Genomic DNA, 24,310 nt, shown 5'->3' on the forward strand with positions numbered 1-24,310 from the left:
TTAAAAATCGAGTTCCTGAATTAATGCCTTAAAGTCTGTACCCAGCTGCGGATGATTAACCCCATAATGTAACACTGCCTTGAGGTAACCCAACTTGCTACCACAATCAAAAGTCTGTCCCTGCATCCGGTAAGCTTCTACCGCCTGTCTCTGCTGTAACAGCGCAATCGCATCCGTTAACTGAATTTCATTACCGGCACCCTTGGGCGTCTGCTCAAGCAGCTGCATAATCTCTGCCGGTAAAATATAGCGGCCAATCACGGATAGATTAGAGGGCGCTGTACCAACTGCAGGTTTTTCAACAATTCCCTGCATGGCTACACTTTGCCCTGCTTCAGGTAGAAGAGAGACCTCAACAATACCGTACTGATCCACCAGCTCATCCGGTACGGCCTCTACCATGATCTGGGCAGCCTGTGCAGTCTCATAACGCTGCATCATTTGTGCCAGATCATTTATACCTTTCTCATTTTTCACCAGAACATCAGGTAACAGAACAGCAAAAGGTTCATTCCCTACTACTGCTTTGGCACAGAGCACAGCATGACCCAGCCCGAGTGGCTGTGGCTGGCGTACACTAATAACATTAATATGAGAAGGAATAATTTCAGTAATTTCTTTTAGCAGGTCAAACTTCTTTTTTTGTTCTAACGTGGTTTCGAGCTCAAAATTACGGTCAAAGTAATTTTCAATAGCTCCCTTAGACGCATGGGTTACCAGAATAATTTCTTCAATTCCAGCCTCTACTGCTTCACGTACCACATATTCAATCGCCGGGCGGTCAACAACAGTTACCATTTCTTTAGGAATAGACTTACTGGCGGGTAAAAAGCGGGTTCCCAGTCCCGCTACCGGAAGAATCGCTTTTTTAATCTGCATATTATTTCCAAAGTTTAGTTTACTGAAACAAGTCCACTGCGTTTATAACCATCAACATAATATTCAAGCTGGCCAAGTGCCCAGTCAATATCAGTCTGAATAGCTGTCATGTTATTAATACGTTCAAATACAGGTAACAGCTCGCTAAAGGTATAGTGTTTTTCAAATGACCTTAAAATACGGCTATGTTCTGTAATTTGTGTATTGTCATGATCAATCAGCAATTCTTCATATAATTTTTCACCTGGGCGCAGACCACTATAGCAAATCTCTATATCGCCTTCGGTTGTATCTTGTTCACGAACTGTTAAACCACTTAAAGATACCATCTGCCGTGCCAGATCCTGGATTCGTACCGGCTCCCCCATATCAAGTAAAAATACATCGCCACCTGTACCGAGTGCCCCGGCCTGAATCACCAGCTGCGAAGCCTCAGGAATAGTCATAAAATAACGGGTAACCTCAGGATGGGTCACAGTAATCGGACCACCTTTAGCAATCTGCTGTTTAAACAGAGGTACTACTGAACCGGATGAACCCAATACATTACCGAAGCGCACGATACTGACCTGGGTCTGGGTCTGTTCTTCTGCCATCGCCTGACAGTATAGCTCTGCCATGCGCTTGGATGCCCCCATTACATTCGTCGGGCGGACTGCCTTGTCGGTTGAGATCAGTACAAAGGTTTCTACACCCTTTTTAATGGCAGCATTCAGACTATTGGCCGTACCAATGGCATTATTTTTAAGTCCGGCAATTGGGTTACATTCGACCAATGGTACATGTTTATAGGCTGCAGCATGGTAAACCGTCTGTACTGCGTACTGCTCAATTACCCGTTCCAGTTTCTGCTGGTCGAGTACGGTCCCTAGAATTGGAATAATCTCGCATTGGGTCGCCAGACGCAGTTCTTTATCAATACTGTACAGGGCAAACTCGGTTAATTCATAAATTACCAGACGTAAAGGCTGGTTTTTAATAATCTGGCGGCATAATTCCGAGCCGATTGACCCACCTGCCCCAGTCACCATAACCACCTTATTATGAATGTTTTTAGCCAGAAGGTGATCAATTGGCGGCACAGGATCGCGGCCAAGCAGGTCAATAATATCTACTTCACGGATATCGGCGATTTTAATATCACCATCTACCAGTTTGGTCAGGCCCGGAAGCTCGGTAATTTTAAGCCGTGCCGGTTCCAGCTGTTTAATAATTTCGCTTTTACGGACCCGGTTAGCCGAAGGAATAGCAATTAAAATCTCTTCTATATGATGTTTTTTAAGAAGCTCAAGTGTCTTTTGAATAGAATAGACACACAGGCCTCCAACAATATGACCCTGCAAGTTTGCTTTATCATCTATAAAAAATACAGGTAAGTGTTCATCTGAACGAAACAATGCTGCGGCAATCTGCTGGCCAGCATAGCCAGCTCCATAAATCGCAATACGTTTACGTCCCAAACCAGATTGCAAAGCACCTTTAATGACAAAACGGATGATTGCCCGGCTAAACCATACCCAGCCAAACATCATAAAGCCGAACATAAAAGGAATAGACATCGGGATAAAAGCAGGAGAAAAATAGGCCAAGGCATAAAGTGTGCCAATCATTAACAGCATGGCAAGTGCCAGCTTGACCATAAAAAATTCATTGAAGGTACGTACAATAAAACGGTAAATACCGCAGATTGCCAGACAGATGACTCCAATAATGCTTACCAAGAAAGCGCCATGATCTAGGCCAGGTACTACCTCAACACTCAAGTCAAATTGGCGAATGGCATAACAGAGCCACAGGAGTACCGGAAAGACAATTAGATCCAGTAAGACTAGAAAACCCTGTTTAATAAGTCGGGGAGCTGATGCAAGTTTAAAAATAAGTTGTTTCACGATGATCTTCTAGTATGAATTATTTCATCAAATGCAAATCTTTATACGCCTTTGCTTTTGATAAATAAATATTTTTTACCCGAGTACTACAATAAATATGAAATATGAAAACAAAAAAGAGCCAATATGTGCGCTAATTTCATATTGGCTTCAACAATAGTCAGGTATTCATCATTTTTATGACTTTTTGAATCACTTCAACTGTTTTAACTAAACTTTCAGTGCTTAAAGTCGGATGCACTAAAAACATTAAGCTGGTCTCGCCCAACTGCTTTGCTTGTGGAAGACGTTCAGCTGGTCGCCATGGTGTATGATCAAATGCATGTTCAAGATACACTTCTGAGCATGAACCACTAAAACACGGAACGCCTAGGGTATTAATTTCCTGCATGATCCGGTCACGGTCCCAGCCTTTTGGCAGGTTTTCTGGCTCCACCTGTACATAGCATTTATAGTAAGCATGTATAAACTCAGGTGGTAGATTCGGTACAGAAAAATACTGACTTTGTGCACAGGTATCTAGAATTTTTTGAGCATGTTCAGTTCGCTTCTTGGTCCATTCTGGCATTCTTTTTAACTGGATCCGGCCAATGACTGCCTGCATTTCCATCATGCGCCAGTTGGTTCCAAATGAATCATGTACCCAGCGAAAGCCTGGTGGATGCTGCTTGTGATAAATACTGTCAAAATTCTTGCCATGATCTTTATAAGACCACATTTTTTTCCATAGCGCTTCATCATTGGTAGTGACCATACCGCCTTCACCCCCTGTGGACATAATTTTATCCTGACAGAATGACCATGCCGCAATATGACCGATTGAACCGGCCGGCCGGCCTTTATACTGTGCCCCATGTGCCTGCGCACAGTCTTCAATTACATATAGTCCTTTATCAGCAGCCAGTTGCATGATGGGGTCCATGTCACACATCCAGCCCGCCAGATGCACACAGATAATTGCTTTGGTATCTGGTGTTAGAACAGCTTCAATCGTAGCACGGGAAATATTTTGTGAATCCAGCTCGACATCGGCAAAAATAGGATTAGCACCAGCTGTGACAATTGAACTGGCAGAGGCCAGAAAAGTGCGTGAGGTAACAATCACGTCATCCCCCGGTCCGATACCTAAAGCTTTTAATGCCAGATCAAGTGCGACCGTACCATTGGCGAGTGCCACTGCATATTTGGTGCCGGTATAGTGTGCAAATTCTTTTTCAAATTCCCGGCATTCCTGGCCTGTCCAGTAATTGACTTTATTGGAGAGCAAAACTTGAGAGACGGCACTGGCTTCTTCTTGAGTAAAGCTTGGCCATGGTTCAAATGCAGTATTTAACATGATGTTTCCTGAATTTTTAAATTTAAAAACTTATTTTTTCTCTAAGATCCGTGCCGGATTGCCGACTACGGTCACACCCGGTGGAATGCTCTTGGTGACCACAGCCCCCATACCCACCACCGCACCTTTACCAATCACTAAAGGCTTGTCAGGTGTACCCTGTTTAATTATTGCACCTGTTCCAATATAGGCATGGTCTTCAATATGAATATTACCGTTACACTTCACCCCTGGTGCAAATGTAACATAGTCACCGATGATACAATCATGCGCTACATAGCTATAAATATTAGCATGAAAGAATTTTCCAATTTTGATATTAGATGTCAGACAGGTGAAAGGACAAAGTAAGCTCCCTTCACCAATATGCACCTCATCCAGAATAACTGTATTGCCTGCATGAATATCTAGATGCTGTACCTTGTCCTCATTTAAACGTTGAACCAGTTTTTCACGAACTTGACTGTTCGCGATAGCAATAGTTACAGCCTTATGGATATTTGGTGTAGCGAGAAAATCCTGATAACTTAAAACGACATAGCCATTTAAACTAGTGCCAGCTTGGCCATCATCGATAAAAACAAAATTATCTTTGGCTAAGGTTGGAAATTGCTGGCGAACCAGTGGCATAACTTCTTTACCAAAACCACTTGCACCATAAACACCAATATATAAAGCTTTCATTATGTTTCGTCCTTGTTTTGTGAGCCAGTAAAGCGTGTCATGGTGGCTTCGCCCTCGGCACTGATATCATCTTTTGCTAAAACTTTATGTACCGTTTTGAACATAATTTTAAAGTCGAGCCATATCGACTGATTTTCGACATACCAGGTATCCAGCTTGAACTTTTCTTCCCAGCTAATGGCATTACGGCCATTGACCTGTGCATGACCGGTCATGCCCGGACGTACATCATGGCGTTTGGCTTGTTCAGGGCTATAAAGTGGGAGGTATTCCATCAGTAGAGGTCGTGGGCCGACAATACTCATATCACCTTTAATCACGTTCCAGAGTTCCGGCATTTCATCGAGACTACTCGAACGTAACATTCTTCCAAAGGGTGTTAACCGTTCACTATCAGGTAATGGCTGCCCGTTTGCATCTATTGCATCCTTCATGGTGCGAAACTTGATCATTTCAAACGGCCTGCCATGTAAGCCGGGGCGAACCTGTCGAAAAAGAACAGGTGAGCCAAGATTTTTTTTCACTTTATAAGCTACAAAGGCATAAAGTGGTGAAAGCAGCATCAAGGCAATAGAAGCGATAATAATATCGAGAAAGCGTTTTGACATTTAGATTAAACCCATTTCTTGCATCATATGTGCGTTTACCTGATGTACATCGTATTTATGAAGTGCAATTTCTCGGGAACGTCTTCCCATTTGAGCGATAAGCTCTGGCTGAACAATCAGTTTCTCTATTGCTTTTACTAGACTTTGCACGGATTTTACTTCAACTAGAAAGCCGTTATCGCCATCGGTAACAGTTTCACGACAACCTGGTGCATCCGTGGTAATAATTGCCCGGCCCATTGCCATAGCCTCTAAAACGGTACGGGGTGTGCCTTCACGATACGATGGCAATACATACACCGAGCTTTCTGCAATTGCAGGACGAACATCGGATAGTTTCCCCCAGTAGTTTAATGTGTTACTGGCCACCCATTGATCCAATTCTTGCTGGCGAATGGCCGAAGGATTTTCATCAATCCAGCCTACCAGATTAAACTCTACATGCGGATATTTATGTTTGATGATTTTTGCTGCTTCGGCATATTCACGCACACCTTTATCTACCAATAAACGTGCAATCAGCAAGAAGGATATTTTAATTTTTTGATCAGTCGTTACAGGTAAAGGTAATACATTAAAATCAGCAACATTGACCCCGGAACCATTTACTACCACTGTAGGTGTTTTGGTATTTAAAAGATTTAAGTCCTGAAAAAGTTTTAAGTCATCTGGATTTTGAAAAAAAGCTTTATGACTGCGCGACAATGCCTGTTGGTATAAACCATGAACCAATTTCTGAAAAATACCCCGTTTACTTTGAGTTTCTACATTTTGAAATGCATAACCTAAACCTGTGATTAGAGCATACCGATTCGGCACTTTTGTCAGCCATGCGACTAGTGTTCCATATATAACCGGTTTGATTGTATAAGATAAGATATAATCAGGTTTAATTTTTTTTATAAGCGTATATATGCTCCTCAAGGTTTTTAAGTCTGCTACCGGGTTGGTACCTGTGCGCTGCATCGAAACTTCATGTACGAAATAACCTAAACTTAAAAGTTTTTCATGCTCGGTGAAAAAAGAAGTTAGATCAGGTGCAATAATGTGGATTTCATAGCCTTGCTGATTGATCGCTTCGAGCAACTTTCCACGGAAGTTTAAGACGGAAGGGAGAAAGCTAGAAATAATTAAGAATTTCATTTTTTAATACTAATCGCATACTGATTGTGCTTATATCGGTAAAAAGCATAAATTAATAAATAAATAAAAATAGGCATAAACATCCACTTCTGCCTTGTCGCGATACCTAAATTTGCTGTTGTAATTGCTAACATACTACATGTTAAAAAAGCATAGATTAATAGCCAAGTATTTTTACCCTCAACAAATGAATATAATCTAAATTTACTTATGAATAAGATATAAATAAATAAAAATAGTAATATTGTATTTTCAATACTAGTAAATAAAGCTAAAGTGCTATGTGCATCAAAAGGCAGAGGTCTAAAAATATAAGTAAAAATCTGCATTGGATAACTCATAGACTGTAAGTCGATAGAGGAACCACCACTTTGATTATATCCTTGACGCTGCTCTACATAACTGCTAACACTATCAATAGATGCTTCCTCCAAACCTATATATTGCTGTACAAAACTAGAAGAAAAAATAATACCTGCGACAATAATAGGTAAAGTCATTATTTTAAATAATATATGTACTTTAGACTTTATAATAAAATAAAGTATAAAAGAAACAATCATCATTAATGCAATATGAGGGCGAACCATAAACATAAGAAAAAATGAAAAAGGTATTAAAATATATTCTTTTTTACTAGTCGTAATAGTATATAAAAACAAACATATAGAAAAAAAAGAAATAGCGTCTTTACCTAAGCCCGAACTCCAAAAACTCATCGAAGGTATGAATAGTAAAAAAATCCAAATTCCAGTAAGCTTTTCAATATATTTTTTCACAGAAAGATACAGAAAAATTAAACCTAACAATCCAAATAGATTATATACTAAAGTAACATTAAAATAACTTGAATCTAACCCTACAGAAAATAAAGAAGAAAAATAATAAATAAAGGGAGAACCGGGATAAAATCTAAATGCACTATCTAATGATTTAGAATAGTAGCCTAATGCATCTGCGGTATTAGCCAAGGTAAAAAAATAGAAAAATACACTAAATAAAGTATGCCAAAAGAAGATAGAAATTATAATTATAATATCTTTCTTCTTTTTACAGCCAATAAGAAAAGATAGAAATAAGCTAACAATTAAAATTGAAATAGTTAACATATTTTGATAATAGTTAAAATCAAGCATAACTATTCACCAATTAAATTTTTAACAATTCTGAATTTCCCACTTCTCTCTTTTTCAATAGCTTCAACATATGTAATATCTAAATCAATTTCATTCCCAATTCTTTCGCGCAGAGAACAAATAAAGCTTAACTCTTGTTTTTTATCAAAATCTTTATTTGATACAATTCGAACTTCTATATGATCAATTTTGTCTTGAATTAACTGAAAACACACTATTCCTTTAGTATCTTTAGTTGAATTACTAATATTTCCTAAGTTAACCTTACCATAAGTTGGAGAAAGAATATAATCATTTGTTCTTCCCTCAATACGTTCAACTAAAGGAAAAATAGAACCACACGGGCAATTTTTCGAAGAATCAGCCAGAGTTATTGAATCTCCTATTCTATATCTTACAAGTGGTGTTCCATGTGTAGTAAAAGAAGTTACCAACATCTGTCCAGATTGAGCAGGTTTCAAATCATCATCAACAACTTCAAAAATTCCGGTTAAAGGATGAATGTGCAAATTCCCCGCATTACATTCTAATATAAATGGTGCACCTTCTGAAGAAGCGTATTGATCAACCAACTTACACCCCAGTACTTCTGAAATAACCTGACGATGTTCTGCCAATACAGTTTCTGCTGTCGGGAAAAAAACTTTTGCTTTACCTTGATATTTCAAATTTTTAGATTTAGCAATCTGACAAATCTCAAATACACTAGAGGGAAAACCAACTAAAAATTCAGGCTGAAACTCGTTTAAAGACTTCCAATAAATATCAAAATTTTTCTCATTAATTAAAAAAGTAGAATAAAATCTAATTTTATTTACAAAATCATAGTGAGAACAAATTCCTTTATCTATATCCTTTTGAGTAATTATATTCTTACCAGAAAACCATGCGGTTTTCTTGCCTAGCTCATAACCATGCTGGTGTCGAAAGTGGTCTAAAATTGCAAATCTTTCCTGCATATCTTTTTTCGTATAAATTACTTTCATAGAAGCACCTGTGGTACCTCCTGTTAAGCTAACAATACCTTCTGACTCACTTATTGTTTTTATTTCTTCTAAGTTATTAATCACATCTGTTTTTTCAAGCACACGAGCTTCATTGAAATTGTTTAAATTTTGATTTTTATACCATTTCGAATTATTTACTGTATAAGAAAAGAACTCATATCTTTTTTGTTTAATTTCCCGCTCCAATTCTTCTCGTGAAAGATTTTCAGCTCTTAGATAATATTTTCTAAAATCAGGATAAAATCCCCCATGTCTAATTCTATACTGATACACATTAAACAAGGTGACTGCTAAATTTTGAAGGAAATGAGGGCTACAGCGAACTAAGCTTTCTTTAAACGACATTACTAGATACCTTATAACTCTACAGTTTTTTTCCAAACAAAATTGTATTTTTCAATCATACTAGACAAACTAAAACTTTTTATTATATGTTTTTTAGCATCATGTTTCATATTACTCCATATACTTGCATCTGTTTTAAGCTCTATTGCCTTTAATATTGCATTTGCTAATAATTCAGGGCTATTTGGCTGCACTACCCATCCGTACTGATCTACGATAACACTAGCATCACCTACATCAGTAGAAACACATAAAGTACCACATGCCATAGCCTCAGCAATAACGTTAGGGAAACCCTCACCATATGAAGAGCTTAAAACATGCAAATCTAGAGCATTCATTATTGCTGGTATATCTTTTCTTTGATCCAAAAGAATTATATTCTCGGTTAAATTCAGTTGTTTAATTTTTTTTACAATTAATTCATTATTAATATTTAAATCACGACCTATCAATAAGAATTTAAAATTTATATTTTTTCTTACTAAGCTTAAGGCTTCTAACAATCCCAGATGATTTTTAGCAGGATCACAACGACCAACCATTCCAAGAAGGATATCATTCTCAGCAATATTTAACTCTTTTCGAATTAAAGCTCTCAATTCTATGTTTTGGTTAAATTGTTCAAAATCATAGCCATTACTAATAACTTCCATTTTATCTTTTCTGTAGCCATTATTACTATAATCTTCATAAGTTTTGTACGAACAACAAATAATTTTTTTGGGCACAGCATTACTTAAAAACATACTAAGCAAAATAATAGCTCTAGTTTTAAGGTTCGATGTAGTATGTTCAATTTTACTATGTCTGATATTCCAAACAATATTTTTAAAGCCTGTGAATCTTGCAACTATCCCCCCAATCAAATCGGCATGTGACATCCATGTTTGCACTATATCCGGTTGTTCTATCTTTAGAATTTTTTTTAAATTTATTAATGCGGATATAGAGATACTCCCTCGTCTAAGATTTAGAAAATATGTTTTTATATTTTTAACTTCTAATAAAGGGCCATATTTTCCTGCATCCATCATAGAGATAACAATATGCTCATTTTTCTTATCATTCGTTACTAAACGATAAAGTACGCCTTCTGCCCCTCCATTATTTAACCCAGTTATTATATGAACTATTTTCACAACTACCTCTGATTTTTAAATTACTTGTAATCTTTTAAATTATATTAGATTTGTAAAATGCTTGATACCAGTCCACAAATTGCTTCACGCCATCTTCTACTGAAATTGAAGGTTTGTATCCAACACTTTTCTCAAGTGCTGAACTATCGGCAAAGGTATCTGGTACATCACCTGGTTGCAGTGGCAACAGATCTAAAATGGCTTCTTTACCCACTGCTTTTTCAATGGCGCGGATATATTCAATCAGTTTGACTGGTGAATTATTTCCGATATTAAAAATACGGAACGGGGCATTGCTGGTTGATGGGTCTGGATGATTGCTATCCCAGTCTGGATTTGGTGCGGCAATCTGGTCACTGGAACGGATCACGCCTTCTGCAATATCGCCAACAAAGGTAAAGTCACGGGTATGGTTGCCGTGGTTAAAAACAGGAATAGATTTGCCTTCAATAATATTTTTGGTAAATTTAAACAGCGCCATATCCGGACGGCCCCAAGGGCCATATACGGTAAAGAAGCGCAAGCCCGTCGTTGGTAGTTTAAATAAGTGGCTGTAACTATGCGCCATCAATTCATTGGCACGTTTTGTTGCTGCATAGAACTGGATCGGATGATCAACGCCATATTTTTCGCTAAATGGCATGGTGGTGTTGGCGCCATAGACACTGCTGGTGCTAGCATAAGTCAGATGTGGTGTCTTGGCATATCGGCAGGCTTCAATAATATTGGTAAAACCAATAATATTACTTTCCACATAGCTCATCGGATTTTCAAGCGAATAACGTACACCGGCCTGCGCAGCTAGATGGATTACGCGATCAAATTGATGTTCTTGAAAACACCGATCTACAGCAGCTTTATCTGCAAGATTGGCATGAATAAAGTGAAATTGCCCTACATGCTGTTCGGCAGTCTTAAACAACAGATCTACACGAGCCTGTTTTAAAGCCGGATCATAATAGTCATTCATGTTGTCAAAACCGATAACATCATCACCACGTTCCAAAAGTTTTTTGGAGACATGAAATCCAATAAAACCTGCAGCACCTGTTACCAGAATTTTCATTCATCACCTCCAAAAATATCACGAGTATACACTTTATCTTCTACATCACAGAGAACCTTGGATCTACGGTTAGCTATGATCACATCTGCTTGCTGTTTGAATTTCTCAAGATCATTAATGACTTTAGACTTAAAGAACTCGGGCTCTTTTAATGCAGGCTCATACACAATGACTTCAATACCTTTAGCCTTCAAACGCTTCATTACGCCCTGGATGGCTGAGGCACGGAAATTGTCTGAACCGCTTTTCATTACAAGCCGGTAGATCCCTACTACAGATGGATTTCTAGCTAGAATAGAATCTGCGATAAAATCTTTACGAGTACGATTAGAATCTACAATGGCTTGAATCAGATTACTTGGCACCTGGCTGTAATTCGCTAAGAGCTGTTTAGTATCTTTTGGTAGACAATAACCGCCGTAACCAAATGATGGATTGTTGTAGTGGCTACCAATACGTTGATCAAGACATACACCCTCAATGATTTGACGAGTGTCTAAACCGAAGGTTTGTGCATAAATATCTAATTCGTTGAAAAATGCAACACGCATAGCTAAATATGTATTCGCAAATAATTTGATTGCTTCAGCTTCTGTCGAGTCAGTAAACAAAACAGGACTATCTTTTTTGATTGCCCCTTCAATTAGCATATTTGCAAATTGCTGGGCACGCTCTGACTTCTCACCTACAATAATACGCGATGGATAAAGGTTATCATGCAGTGCTTTTCCTTCACGCAAAAACTCAGGGGAGAAAATAATATTTTCTGTATTAAATTTTTCTTTAATCGATTTCGTAAAACCTACAGGTACCGTAGATTTAATGACCATCACAGCTTGAGGGTTAATCTCAGTTACATTCTGGATTACGCTTTCAACACTCTGAGTATTAAAGTAATTGGTTTTGGGATCATAATCCGTTGGTGTAGCAATAATGACAAAATCTGCGTTCTTATAAGCATCAAATCTGTCAGTTGTTGCACGAAAGTTGAGTGGTTTTTCACTTAAAAATAATGAAATATCAGAATCCTGAATTGGAGAAATCTTCTGATTCAACATTTCAACTTTATTGTCGATAATATCTAATGCCACGACTTCATGATGTTGTGAGAAAATCATGGCATTGGAAAGGCCGACGTAACCGGTGCCTGCAACTGCTATTTTCATATTAAAAATTCTGCTCAATAAAATTTTTCAAAGTTAGCTCTTGTACCCAAAACTTCCCTGGTTCAAAGGTGTATTTATTCGTCTCATAGCGTTTATAGCGCCCTGCAACTCCGTTAATTGAAAGTTGTTCACAGGTATCTACACCTATAAAAATAGAAGATTCAATGATTAAAAACTTACTATGCTTCGTACTATATAGCAGGTCAGTTGCTAAAAAAGTTGTGCCGAATTTCTCTTTAACATTATATGCTAGTTCTAATGCCTCTACTGGGATCTCTTTCTTTTCATAATTACCAGCTCCAGATGCTCTAAAATCTCCTTTATTAGGATAACGATAATAACCAAACAAGCTATTACCGACACACATTATTCTTAAATCGTAAGTAGCATCATCAATAAAATCCTGAAAATAAACATAATCTTTTTGATTTATATAATCAAAATAAGTTTTTTTCCCTTTATAAGAGAAAACCTGATTAACTATTTTTTTTGCTTCACTAAAATTTTCAATTTTATCTACTCCATAAGACGAAGAACCTGTAGATATTTTAGAAATAATAGGATAGCTAGCGCCTTTCAAATAAGACAAGGTATCTTTCTTTGAATGACTAATAAAAGTTGGTATTGAAGGGAAATTATATAATTCATATAAATAACTTGCTCTAATCTTATCTTCATAAGACCAAACTTCATCATAACTTGGAAAACATTTTTTTCCCATTTTTTCTAAAATGTAGATTTTACTCTCAGCAATTGACTGTGCTGAAGGAGTAGAATCCGTACGCCAAATAACTAGATCAAATTGTTTAGCCTTCTCCATCCAATCTGAAGTGTAGGGGTCGTAATATTCATAAGAAATATTATTTTCTTTTAAAAATCTCTCATATTTGGGGAAAGATGCTCTTTCTTTAATTAAGCCTTCATCAGCATAATTATCCCCATCTTTAACCAGTCCGACATGTATATCGACAAACTGTTTTAAAAGAACTTTTTCCGCTTCATTCAAATATTTATCTAATTGCACCGCATTCATTAAATCATTTTCAGATTTACTACGTCGTTTTAAATAAATCTTCTTTAACCAAGGAGTAGATAAAACCAATTCACGAATATACATTTTTGACATAACAGACTTCATATTTAATTAAAAAAATCAATAAGTTGATCTTTATTCAAGTGACCTAATCCTAAACTTTCCAAAGTCCGTGATTTTTTTAAAAAATCATATTGAACCAACGATGAAGCAAGAGTTATTAATGAGTTTGTTATTGGCGTATCTATGTTTAGAACTTTCCCCAGCATACTTAATAGACATAAACCATTTGCCACATCTTCATGTAAATATCTTGTTGATAAAGAGTCAGGTCCCTTTGGCCCCCCTGTTTCTGCATACCCTTTAAAAACTTCATAAGAATTCATATTCAAATCATCAGCGTTACGAAACTTACAAGCGTCGAGATAAGATAATTCCTCACCTTTGAAAGCTTCAATTATTTTATTTTTTTCAGAATCTAAATCATGAATAAGGTTCCAGATAGCAGGTGAAAATGACTCTTTATACATCCAGAATTCACCCTTCATCATTTCAATACGGCTCGCAGACATAATTACACCTATCGTATGAACAACCAGATTAGGGTTATGCAAAGCTGATTCTACTAAGTTTTGTCTTTTAAACTTATAGGTATCAACTAGAGTAGAAATATACTCAAGACCTTCATCTGCTCTTGATTTTGGTAAAAATGAAACAGCATTACGTCTATTTTTGAATAATATTTTCACTACCCCAGGTTTCTCTAATCTTGCATCATAAGGTGTTGATTCACCTTCAGCATAGATAACTTTATTACCTATTTTTTTATATAAATATAATGATCCTAAATTACCAGGAATCGTAAAAATAATTTTACAAGAATCTGGAATAAAATGAGCTATTTTTTCAGCAACACTTTCATGATGAACGCTCTGGGTTAAAATTATAATCATTTCAGCATGCTGTAAACCATCTTTTATATTTCTTGTTATTTTAGAAATTTTTATAAAATTTTGACTATTATCTAAATCATGCAACCAAATACCTTGTTGTTGATTAATTACATCAAAATTTTCTTCATGTAAAGATTTAGATGTTTTAATTAAACTAACAATATGACCTTGTTGGGTAAACTTTGCAGCTAATGCACAGCCAGCATTACCCGTCCCTAAAATAGCTACTTTCATTTTAAATCCTTAGAATCTAATTGCATTTTTAATGATGCCATATAAAGATCTCGATGAGCTTCACACCTAATCATATTTAATTGACTTAACATTTTAGGTTTACTCAATAAACTTGGTAATATCCCTTTCCGATATGCCCCACTTAAAAGGTAACCAGGATATGGCTGTAAAGCAGATAAATAACTTCTTAAACGTTCGCCAGTGAATCGGGAAAATTCAGTATTTAATTTATTATCATCCTGAATTATCTTATTTAATAACTCCAAATCGTCAAAGAAATTTAATTTTTCCTGTTCTTTCAATAAAGTTAGAGTTACAGATTTACTAGATTGACTATAAGGATGAATATCAATTTTATTAATTACTGTATCAATCTCAATAAAGCAACCATAATTCCAAGGCTTATCATAAATTGAGGGCCAGTCAAAAATAAAATTTCCCAAACCATAGTATATATTTTTATTTTTATAAACTTCATAACCACTATGACAGTGAGCATGATGACAAACTACTAAATCCGCGCCAACATCAACAAAGTATCTAAATATCTTTTTCATTCTTGGGCTAGGATATTTATAACCTTCATGTCCACCATGATATATTACAATTACATAATCACTCTTATCTTTTGCACTTTTAATATCATAATAATTGTTGACCAAATCTAATGGATTCGCTCCAGGAGAACAATCATGAGTTGTTGAAAACTCATTTTCCGTAATATTAATAATAGCAACTTTCTGATTCAGATCTGAAATAAATAGCGGTTCCCTTGCTTGCTCAAGACTTTCACCAGCACCTACATATTTTATAGAAGCATCTTGACATCCTTTTATACTACTAACTAATCCTTCAGCACCATAATCCATAATATGATTATTACTTAAAGTAACTATATTTACATTTAAGTAATTAAGAAAATTTAAGGCTTTACTAGTTGTTTTTATTGAAGGACCGACTTTATCTATATTTGAATTTACAGATTCAACAACAGGGCATTCTAAATTAACAATGTTGTAGTCCATTTTAAAAAACAAATCCACAACTTCTTTAGAAATGATTTCTTCAAATTTATTTTCTTCAAGAAGATTTTGAACTCTATTATATGGACAAAAATCACCAGCAATTATTAGTTTCATAGTCAAGCTCCCATTTTTTTAGCAAAAAACATGGTTAAAAATCCTCTTATTGCCCATACCAATGTAATACTATAAGCAGCACCGACATACCCCCAGAAATATATAAAAATAGCAGTAACTAATGCTCCAACTAACGAGCAAAATATAATTATTTTCATTAATATGCTTTCTTTATTTTTTAGCACCAGAAAATTAGTGCCATATATATTCATCAAACTAATAAAAATTGGAGAAATTGACATAATTTTAATAACCTCTGATGCTTGCTCATACCCTTCACCAAACATAATAGAAACAATTATATCGGAAAATAAGAAAAGAATACTAGATGACACCAAAGCTAAAGCTAAATTTAATTTAATATAAAAATTATGAAAATTAATTTTCCTAGATAAAAGTGGGAAAAAAGCTCGAGATAACACTGAACTTAATGTTTGAGAAATTCCATTTATCTTATAACCAGCATCAAATATACCAGTTGCGAACTTACCATAAAATTGACTTAACCATATAAATGATATATTTGTATATAAATTTGGTATAAACAAACTTATAAACATATTAAAACCTGATTTTAGGTAGGTTATTAACTCTACAATAGGTATTACAACAAATTTTAAATTCAATTTACTTACAATTAAATAAAGAGAGATCATACCTGTTATCAATATGGATATCGCATTAATAACTGGAACTAGATAAAAATCCTCTGATTTTTTTATTAATAAAAAAATAGCGATAGTATACAAAACTTTTGAAATCAAAGATAAAAATGCTAACAGATGCATTTTTTCCAATGCTTGAAAAAGCCATTCCTGATAAAACACTGTTGAAAAAACTGAAAAAAAACTTAAATACAAAATTAGTGCATTTTTTTGGAAAAGTGGTACAAAAAAAACCAGTAATGAAAAAATTAAAAATGATATCAAGAACAAAATAATCTTTGAGTAGAAAACAGTTGATAAAATTTTTGAAAAAGCTATTTTATCTTCTTTAACTCGCGCCCCATCTCTAACAGCTGTATAATTAAACCCATAATCGACAACTGTAAGAAAAAAGACAATAATAGCTGAAGAGAAAGCCAATATACCAAAGTTTTCTACTCCAACTACTCGTGCAATATAAGGTAACGTTATAAAGGGTAGAATTAAGTTAATTAATTGCAATAAAGATAAAGAAATTAAGTTTTTAAAAACAACTAGAATATCTTTCTCTTTAAAAACTTTTCTTAAATTCATTGAGATAAATTCTCTACATACCAACTCATTGCAAATGCAATGCCTTTTGATATTTTATATTCAGCTTTATATCCTAAATTATTTTCAATTTTAGCTATACTGGCCTGTGAATGCCGAACATCCCCTGCACGGAAATCACGATATACAGGCTCTTTCGTATAAGTCACATCATTTTCATTTAATGCAGCTTTAATGGCATTAAACAAATCATTTAGAGTCGTACGATCCCCTACTGCCACATTATAAACCTGATTTTTGGCTTCATCATTTTGAGTGGTAGCAGCTAAAATATTGGCCTGAACCGTGTTTTCAATAAAGCAGAAATCACGACTGGTTTCACCATCCCCATTAATGAATACATCATCACCCGCAATCATGGCTGCAGTCCATTTTGGAATAACTGCGGCATAAGCCCCATTAGGGTCTTGGCGCTTACCAAAAACATTAAAGTAACGTAGGCCAATGGCTTTAAACCCATAAGTCCGTGCAAAAACTTCTGCATATAGCTCATTTACATATTTGGTGACAGCATAAGGCGAAAGCGGCTTGCCGATATTTTCTTCGACTTTAGGCAGTGCCGGATGGTCACCATAAGTTGAACTGCTAGCAGCATAGGTAAAGCTTTTCACTTCTGCATCACGTGCAGCCGTCAGCATATTTAAAAAGCCGGTAATATTGGCTGCATTGGTGGTAATCGGGTCAACAATCGAACGGGGTACAGAACCTAAAGCGGCCTGATGCAACACATAGTCCACTCCTGCACATGCTATCTGACAATCTTCAAAATTACGGATATCACCTTCATAAAGCTTGAAGTTTGCCCACTGTTCAGGCTTGACCAAACTTTGCACTTCATTCAGATTATGCTGATGACCTGTAGCAAAATTATCCAGACCCACCACATTCTGGTTCAGCTTTAACAGGGTTTCCAGTAAATTTGAGCCAATAAAGCCTGCCACACCGGTAATTAACCAGGTTTTTGGTGCTTGTTGTAATTGCTCGCATACAGTTTGATATTGGCTCATTTTTATGGTCCCTATAAATTACAGACGAAGGTCAGATTCAGATTGATCCAGTACATATTTCAGGTCATATAAAATATGTACTGACTTACCCAAGGCACGTAACGCATCTACACCCATAGCTTTAAACTGATCATGGGCAACGGCCAGAATCACAGCATCATACTGATCCTGTTCCAGATTTGCGACTGGAGTAATTCCGTATTCATGTTGAGCTTCGCTTGCATCTACCCATGGATCATACACATCGGCAGCAATATTGTATTCTGTCAGTTCATTGATAATATCAATAATTTTAGTATTCCGAATATCTGGACAGTTTTCTTTAAAACTTAAACCGAGTACCAATACTTTTGAGCCTTCAACCTGTATTTTCTTTCTGATCATTTGTTTGACCAGCTGCGTCACCACATATGCACCCATTGCATCATTTAAACGGCGGCCTGCCAAAATAATTTCAGGATGATAGCCAATAGACTGTGCTTTATGGGTTAAATAGTACGGATCAACACCAATACAATGCCCACCAACCAGGCCTGGGCGAAAAGGCAGAAAGTTCCATTTGGTACCGGCAGCCTTTAATACATCTTCAGTATCAATACCCATTTTATTAAAAATCAGCGCCAGCTCATTAATCAGTGCAATATTGACATCACGCTGGGTATTTTCAATGACTTTTGCCGCTTCAGCCACTTTAATACTTGGTGCTTTATGAGTACCCGCTTCAATAATCAGGTTATAGACCTGATCTACAAATTCAGCAACTTGTGGTGTAGAGCCCGAAGTAATTTTTAGAATATTAGTAACTCGGTGCTGCTTATCGCCCGGGTTAATACGTTCTGGACTATAACCTGCAAAAAAATCCTGGTTAAACTTGAGTCCGGATACTTGCTCCAGTACTGGAATACAAGCTTCTTCAGTCGCACCCGGGTATACGGTTGACTCGTATACAACGATATCGCCTTTTTTGAGCACCTGGCCAATACTGGTGGAAGCTTTAATTAGAGGAGTTAAATCAGGCTGTTTAAAGTCATCGATTGGGGTAGGTACTGTGACAATATAAAAATTACATTCTTTTAAATCTTCAAGTTGTGCAGTATAAGTAAGTCGGGTCGCTTGCTTAAGCTCTTCCGCGGAGACCTCTAAAGTATGGTCTTGCCCTGCTTTTAACTCATCAATACGTCTCTGGTGAATATCAAAACCAGTTACTGGTACTTTTTTACCAAACTCTACCGCCAAAGGTAAACCCACGTAGCCTAGGCCTATAATTGCTATTTTTAATTCAGGGAGTTGCAACATAGAACAGCCTTTATCCTTATATGTTAAAATCAACAATTTCTGTAATAGAAAAACTTAGCAAGTCATTAAGGGACAGTAATATAACAGAAAAATTTCAATAGAATTTCTTCATTAAAAGTCATTTTGTTTATTTCTGTTATCTTTTGTTTTATATAAAAAATTTAAAAATAAATATATTTATATATAAAATTTTTAAATTACATTATTCTGACAAGTACACAAATTTATACAAACTATACAAACCAAGAAATTCTTCTAGTGTATTCCATGTTTTTTTCAGTTAAGATTTCTGCGCATTGAGTATCAATTTTATATTGTTCATTGAATTAAACAAATTAGAGATAAATATATAAGGGTCAAGCGTGAAATTTTACCAAGCTCTTTTTTTATTGGGTTTCGGCCTCGGTTCTACAGGATGTGCGATTACTTCAGGTTTTCAAACTTATAATTTGCCAGAAGAAGGGGTGTATCAGACTGAGCTTGGTACACCATTAAATATTGTAAAAATTACACAAGATAATTTATCTGCCATTCAACCAGCTACGGTCAATTTTCAGCGTGACTATGCTCACTTGTTTCAAAATAGTCCACATACCTATTTATTAAGTCCAGGAGATGTTCTTTCCATACAACTGTGGGCTTATCCAGAAATTAGCGGGAACAGTACCGATCCCGCAAATGGTTATCAGATTGATCAAAGTGGATATATACATTTTCCCATGATTGGACGCTATAAAGCCGCAGGTAAAAGTTTAGTCAAAGTTAACCAAGAACTTCGTTCTCAGCTTTCTCGTTACTTAAAAAATCCTGATGTCATTGCACGTGTAATATCTTACCAAGGAAAACATATTTCAATTTTTGGGAATGTTGAAAAGTCTGGACAAATCAACTTAAATGATCAACCCATGACGCTGTATAATGCCTTAAGTATGTCAGGTGGGGCCGCAGAAAACACCAGTAATACCTACGTGCAGCTTATTCGTAATGGTATGACATATGACTTAAATATTATTGAGTTAGAACGTGCAGGAATGTCACTACATAATTTAATTCTGCAACCTAATGATACCATCTACGTCAGTACTCGAGAAAATCAAAAAATATATGTGATGGGAGAAGCCAGTAAAAATCAGGCATTATCTATACGTGACCAGGGTATGAGCTTAGGTGATGTGCTAGGTGAAAGTCAGGGCATTAATCCACTTTCAGCAAGTGCAGGGCGTATTTATGTTTTACGTACGAATCTTAATGATCGAAGTACAGAGCTTTATCATCTTGATTTAAGTAATATAGGTGATTTCGGACTAGCCAATCAGTTTAAAATGCGTAATAACGATGTCGTCTATATTGACTCGACTGGCTTAACTCGCTGGCAACGTGTCATTGGACAGATTGTTCCATTCTCTAATGCTATTTATAGTTTTGATCGTTTAGGTAACTAATAATGGCCATTAAGAATATTCTGGTTGTGTGTATCGGAAATATCTGCCGCAGTCCAATGGCGGAGTATTTTTTAAAGCAAGAATTTCCAGAGCTTCATATTGAATCAGCTGGAATTTCGGGTTTAACAGGTCATACAGCAGATGAGAAAGCTCAGCTTTGTATGCAGCGATTAGGTATGGATATGCAATCGCATATTGCCAAAAAATTAAATGCCGAGTTAATTAAAAAAGCTGATCTTGTACTGGTCATGAGTCAGAATCAGCAAAAACATATTGAACAGAGTTGGTCTTTTGCTAAAGGAAAAACCTTTCGGCTGGGCCACTGGCAGAATAAAAATGTACCAGATCCTTATCAGCATGATCAGCAGGTATTTGATGAAACCTGTGAACTGATTCAAAGCTGTATTGCGGACTGGAAAAAATATATTTAACTTTTGAACCAAGAATTATGAGCCAAAATACCACCACTGAAGATACCATTGACCTAAAGGAACTGTTTTTTTCCTTGATTGCGCAGTGGAAGTTAATTGCCCTCTGTACGATTTTAAGCCTAGTTTGTGCTTTACTTTACCTCAGGACTACACCGAATATTTATCAAGTTGATGCCATAGTGCAAGTAGAAGATAAAAAAGGGGCTTCTGCAGCATTATTAGGCGATCTGTCTGAGATGGTTGAACAAAAGTCTCCAGCACAGGCAGAAATCGAAATTTTAAAATCTCGCTTAATTCTCGGTAATGTTATCCATTCTTTAAATCTTGATGTGCAGATTTCAAGCACTGAAGACAGTTTTATACAACGTTTACTTCATAAGCCTGAATATCAAACTAAATATTCTAACCAATCAGTTGTTTTTAAAGACGGGAACAAGTCTTTTAGTCTCCGTCAATTTGATGTACCCTCTTATTACTTAGACAGAAATCTACAGCTAACTTTTGAGAATAATAATTTTATTTTAACTGATACGATAACGCATGAGCCAATCTTTAAAGGTATGCTCAACCGTAGCAATCAGTTTAATTCCCAATACGGTCTATGGAAAGTTGCTATATATAGTAAGGACCAGTTAGCAGATACCTATAATATTAAAAAACTTTCCTTACCAGCCGCAGTAAATACTATTTCAGCCCCTTTCTCTGTAGCAGAAAAGGGCAAACAGTCTGGTATTCTAGGATTGAATTATGAAGGTACAGATAAGCAGTATATTACACAGGTCCTAAATGCGATATTAACGGCGTATAGTCAACAAAATATTGAGCGGCGTACAGCAGAGACAGCTCAAACTTTAAAATTCCTAGATGAACAGCTTCCACAATTAAAACAGCAGCTTGATAAGTCTGAACGTGAATTTAACAATTTCCGTGAGCGTTTTAATACAGTTGATGTCACTAAAGAGTCTGAATTATATTTAACTCAGAGCATTACATTAGAAACCCAAAAAATAGAGCTGCAGCAGAAACAGGCAGAGATGGCAGCTAAATATACTGCTGAACATCCACAAATGCGTGAAATTAATGCCCAGCTTGGTGCAGTAAACAATAAAATCAATGAACTGAATGGTACATTAAAACGACTACCTGAATTACAACGTCAATACTTACAGTTATTTCGTGAAGTTGAAGTAAACCAGCAGCTTTATACCGCCCTGCTCAACTCTTACCAACAGCTTCGAGTTGTCAAAGCAGGAGAGATCGGTAATGTGCGTATTATTGATACTGCAGTTGAACCATTAGGACCAATCAAACCTAAAAAATTACAAATTATTATACTTTCTCTATTTTTAGGTGCCTTTCTTGGTACATTGCTAGCCTTATTACGTAACATTCTGCGCTCAGGCGTAAAAGATTCAAGTCAAATCGAAAACGAATTAGACTTACCTGTTTACGCAACTGTTCCTCGTTCTCCTGTACAAGAGAGCCGTATTAAGCTTCTTAAAAAGAAAAAACATATTCCTATCCTTGCAGTTAAGAATAGTGATGACATTGCCATTGAAAGCCTGCGCAGCTTGCGTACTGCCGTCAACTTTGCCTTGGCCAATGCCAAAAATAATATCATCATGATCGCAGGACCTGCACCGGAAGTGGGGAAATCCTTTATTTCTACGAATTTGTCAGTGATCTTTGCACAGAGCCACAAGCGTGTTCTGCTGATTGATGCAGATATGCGCCGTGGCTATCTGCATAAGTATTTTAATGTAAATACACAGCCAGGACTGTCTGAATATCTAAATGGGCAAAATAATCTATCTGATGCAATTCATGAGACTGAAATTAAGAATTTATATATGATGAGTCGGGGGAAAAGTCCGGCTAATCCTTCTGAATTATTAAGCTCTGCAGCTTTTGGTACAATGCTAGAGCAACTTTCCAGTCAGTATGATCATATTATTATTGATACTCCACCGGTACTGGCCGTGACTGATGGAATTATTATTTCTCAATATAGTGGTGTAAACCTGATTATTGCCCGCCATGCTAAAACACAAATGAAAGAGCTGGAGATTACAGTGAACCGCTTTGAGCAGGCAGGCGTAAAAGTTAATGGCTTTATACTGAACGATATTCAGCGTACTGCAGCAGGTTATGGTTATGGTTATAACTATGCTTATGCTTATCAGGCAAAAAAAGATGATTAAATCAGTTTTGAAATAATTTAAAAGCCGGAGTTTATTCCGGCTTTTTATTTTACGGTAGTAGATAGATTGTTATACAAGTTTAAAGTAGGATTTTAATGCACAGAAAAAACATATTGTTTGATTGCAAAATATTCTATGCTAAAAGAGTTAGATGACCTGATTATCCCATGGTCTATGTTAAAAGATAAAATGAACTGGAACGCCCTTTATGAGTAAAGCCTTACCTATTGCTGTTGCTGTTATCCTCGGCGGTGCTGCCCTGATCCCTGTTTACTATGCCAGCCAGCATCCTGTGACGCATACCGGTAATGTTAGCAAAGATGCCTCTTCAATCCAGAAAATCAGTTATGCGCTGGGCTATGAAGTTGCACATCAAACTCCACCAGAACTTGATGTTGACAGTTTTGTAACTGGTATCCGTCAGGGACACGCCCGTGCCAAGCCAGCTTATACTGAAGAAGAGCTACAGGCAGCGTATGTGCAGTTCCAGCAAGATATGCAGAAAAAACAGCTTGAACAGGCTCAAAAAGCTGAATCTGACAGTAACAGCTTTTTGACTGAAAATGCCAAAAAAGCTGGTGTACAGACTACAGCTTCAGGGTTGCAATATAAAATCATTAAAGAGGGTACAGGCAAGCAGCCTACTGCTACTTCCCGTGTGACAGTTCACTATAAAGGCCAGCTGACAGATGGAAAAGTATTTGACAGCTCTTATGACCGTGGCGAGCCAGTCGAGTTCCCTTTAAACCAGGTCATTCCGGGATGGACAGAAGGCTTACAATTACTGAAAGAAGGCGGCAAGGCTACCTTGTATATACCTGCTAAACTTGGTTATGGTGAACAAGGCGTACCTGGTACGATTCCACCAAACAGTACTCTAATTTTTGATGTAGAGCTGCTTAAAGTACAATAATAAT

General features: G+C 36.4%; 21 protein-coding genes. 4 read left to right on the forward strand and 17 right to left on the reverse strand.

Annotation, left to right across the window (positions count from 1 at the left end):
- The 17 genes from galU to tviB all read right to left on the reverse strand — a co-directional run bounded on the left by galU (position 1) and on the right by tviB (position 19,319).
- Complete coding sequence (galU, locus tag N518_RS0108960) at positions 1-879, reverse strand: UTP--glucose-1-phosphate uridylyltransferase GalU (RefSeq protein ID WP_005017376.1); 879 nt, start codon at positions 877-879, stop codon at positions 1-3.
- 14 nt (positions 880-893) lie between these two features.
- Positions 894-2,768 (reverse strand): polysaccharide biosynthesis protein, encoded by a 1,875-nt coding sequence (locus N518_RS0108965; protein ID WP_005017380.1) that lies wholly within the window; start codon positions 2,766-2,768, stop codon positions 894-896.
- Between the two features lie 160 nt (positions 2,769-2,928).
- On the reverse strand, positions 2,929-4,104 hold the full coding sequence (locus N518_RS0108970) for a DegT/DnrJ/EryC1/StrS family aminotransferase (protein WP_026444158.1): 1,176 nt from the start codon (positions 4,102-4,104) through the stop codon (positions 2,929-2,931).
- Between the two features lie 30 nt (positions 4,105-4,134).
- Entirely contained in the window at positions 4,135-4,788 is a 654-nt protein-coding gene (locus tag N518_RS0108975) for an acetyltransferase (RefSeq protein WP_026444159.1), read from the reverse strand.
- Entirely contained in the window at positions 4,788-5,396 is a 609-nt protein-coding gene (locus N518_RS0108980; protein ID WP_026444160.1) for a sugar transferase, read from the reverse strand. The genes N518_RS0108975 and N518_RS0108980 overlap by 1 nt, the downstream gene beginning before the upstream one ends.
- Positions 5,397-6,539 (reverse strand): glycosyltransferase family 4 protein, encoded by a 1,143-nt coding sequence (locus N518_RS0108985; protein ID WP_026444161.1) that lies wholly within the window; start codon positions 6,537-6,539, stop codon positions 5,397-5,399. It lies immediately after the preceding gene.
- Positions 6,536-7,675, reverse strand: a complete 1,140-nt coding sequence (locus N518_RS0108990; RefSeq protein WP_026444162.1) for a hypothetical protein — start codon at positions 7,673-7,675, stop codon at positions 6,536-6,538. Before N518_RS0108990 ends, N518_RS0108985 begins: the two co-directional genes overlap by 4 nt.
- Before the next feature lie 2 nt (positions 7,676-7,677).
- Positions 7,678-9,027 carry a phenylacetate--CoA ligase family protein gene (locus N518_RS0108995; protein WP_026444163.1) on the reverse strand — a complete coding sequence of 450 codons (1,350 nt, stop codon included), beginning with the start codon at positions 9,025-9,027 and terminating at the stop codon, positions 7,678-7,680.
- An 11-nt stretch (positions 9,028-9,038) separates the two neighbouring features.
- Positions 9,039-10,169, reverse strand: a complete 1,131-nt coding sequence (locus N518_RS0109000) for a glycosyltransferase (RefSeq protein ID WP_026444164.1) — start codon at positions 10,167-10,169, stop codon at positions 9,039-9,041.
- A 34-nt stretch (positions 10,170-10,203) separates the two neighbouring features.
- On the reverse strand, positions 10,204-11,235 hold the full coding sequence (locus N518_RS0109005; protein ID WP_026444165.1) for an NAD-dependent epimerase: 1,032 nt from the start codon (positions 11,233-11,235) through the stop codon (positions 10,204-10,206).
- Positions 11,232-12,401 carry a nucleotide sugar dehydrogenase gene (locus N518_RS0109010; protein ID WP_026444166.1) on the reverse strand — a complete coding sequence of 390 codons (1,170 nt, stop codon included), beginning with the start codon at positions 12,399-12,401 and terminating at the stop codon, positions 11,232-11,234. The genes N518_RS0109005 and N518_RS0109010 overlap by 4 nt, the downstream gene beginning before the upstream one ends.
- Position 12,402: 1 nt before the next feature.
- Positions 12,403-13,527, reverse strand: a complete 1,125-nt coding sequence (locus N518_RS0109015; protein ID WP_026444167.1) for an ATP-grasp domain-containing protein — start codon at positions 13,525-13,527, stop codon at positions 12,403-12,405.
- A gap of 14 nt (positions 13,528-13,541) precedes the next feature.
- Positions 13,542-14,621: an NAD/NADP octopine/nopaline dehydrogenase family protein gene (locus tag N518_RS0109020; protein ID WP_026444168.1), complete on the reverse strand. Its 1,080-nt coding sequence runs from the start codon at positions 14,619-14,621 to the stop codon at positions 13,542-13,544.
- Positions 14,618-15,760 (reverse strand): CapA family protein, encoded by a 1,143-nt coding sequence (locus N518_RS16175; protein WP_051531896.1) that lies wholly within the window; start codon positions 15,758-15,760, stop codon positions 14,618-14,620. Before N518_RS16175 ends, N518_RS0109020 begins: the two co-directional genes overlap by 4 nt.
- Positions 15,761-15,762: 2 nt before the next feature.
- The gene (locus N518_RS0109030; protein ID WP_026444169.1) at positions 15,763-16,998 is read right to left on the reverse strand and encodes an oligosaccharide flippase family protein; all 1,236 of its coding nucleotides are present in this window, start codon (positions 16,996-16,998) and stop codon (positions 15,763-15,765) included.
- Positions 16,995-18,023, reverse strand: a complete 1,029-nt coding sequence (locus tag N518_RS0109035; protein WP_026444170.1) for an NAD-dependent epimerase/dehydratase family protein — start codon at positions 18,021-18,023, stop codon at positions 16,995-16,997. Before N518_RS0109035 ends, N518_RS0109030 begins: the two co-directional genes overlap by 4 nt.
- An 18-nt stretch (positions 18,024-18,041) precedes the next feature.
- Positions 18,042-19,319, reverse strand: coding sequence for a Vi polysaccharide biosynthesis UDP-N-acetylglucosamine C-6 dehydrogenase TviB (gene tviB / locus N518_RS0109040; protein ID WP_034593857.1), 1,278 nt, complete (start codon positions 19,317-19,319; stop codon positions 18,042-18,044).
- Between the two features lie 362 nt (positions 19,320-19,681).
- On the opposite strand from tviB, the gene N518_RS0109045 reads away from it, so the two are divergent.
- From N518_RS0109045 to N518_RS0109060, 4 genes are all read left to right on the forward strand, one after another.
- Positions 19,682-20,761 (forward strand): polysaccharide biosynthesis/export family protein, encoded by a 1,080-nt coding sequence (locus N518_RS0109045; protein WP_026444172.1) that lies wholly within the window; start codon positions 19,682-19,684, stop codon positions 20,759-20,761.
- Positions 20,762-20,763: 2 nt separating this feature from the next.
- Positions 20,764-21,192 carry a low molecular weight protein-tyrosine-phosphatase gene (locus N518_RS0109050; protein WP_017401310.1) on the forward strand — a complete coding sequence of 143 codons (429 nt, stop codon included), beginning with the start codon at positions 20,764-20,766 and terminating at the stop codon, positions 21,190-21,192.
- Positions 21,193-21,209: 17 nt separating this feature from the next.
- Complete coding sequence (locus N518_RS0109055; RefSeq protein ID WP_026444173.1) at positions 21,210-23,393, forward strand: polysaccharide biosynthesis tyrosine autokinase; 2,184 nt, start codon at positions 21,210-21,212, stop codon at positions 23,391-23,393.
- Between the two features lie 208 nt (positions 23,394-23,601).
- A complete protein-coding gene (locus N518_RS0109060) occupies positions 23,602-24,306 on the forward strand; it encodes an FKBP-type peptidyl-prolyl cis-trans isomerase (protein WP_005023763.1) in 705 nt (234 codons plus the stop codon).
- Positions 24,307-24,310: the final 4 nt, after the last annotated feature.

It is taken from the genome of Acinetobacter sp. UNC436CL71CviS28, from assembly GCF_000620525.1.
Classification (GTDB): Bacteria; Pseudomonadota; Gammaproteobacteria; order Pseudomonadales; family Moraxellaceae; genus Acinetobacter; species Acinetobacter radioresistens.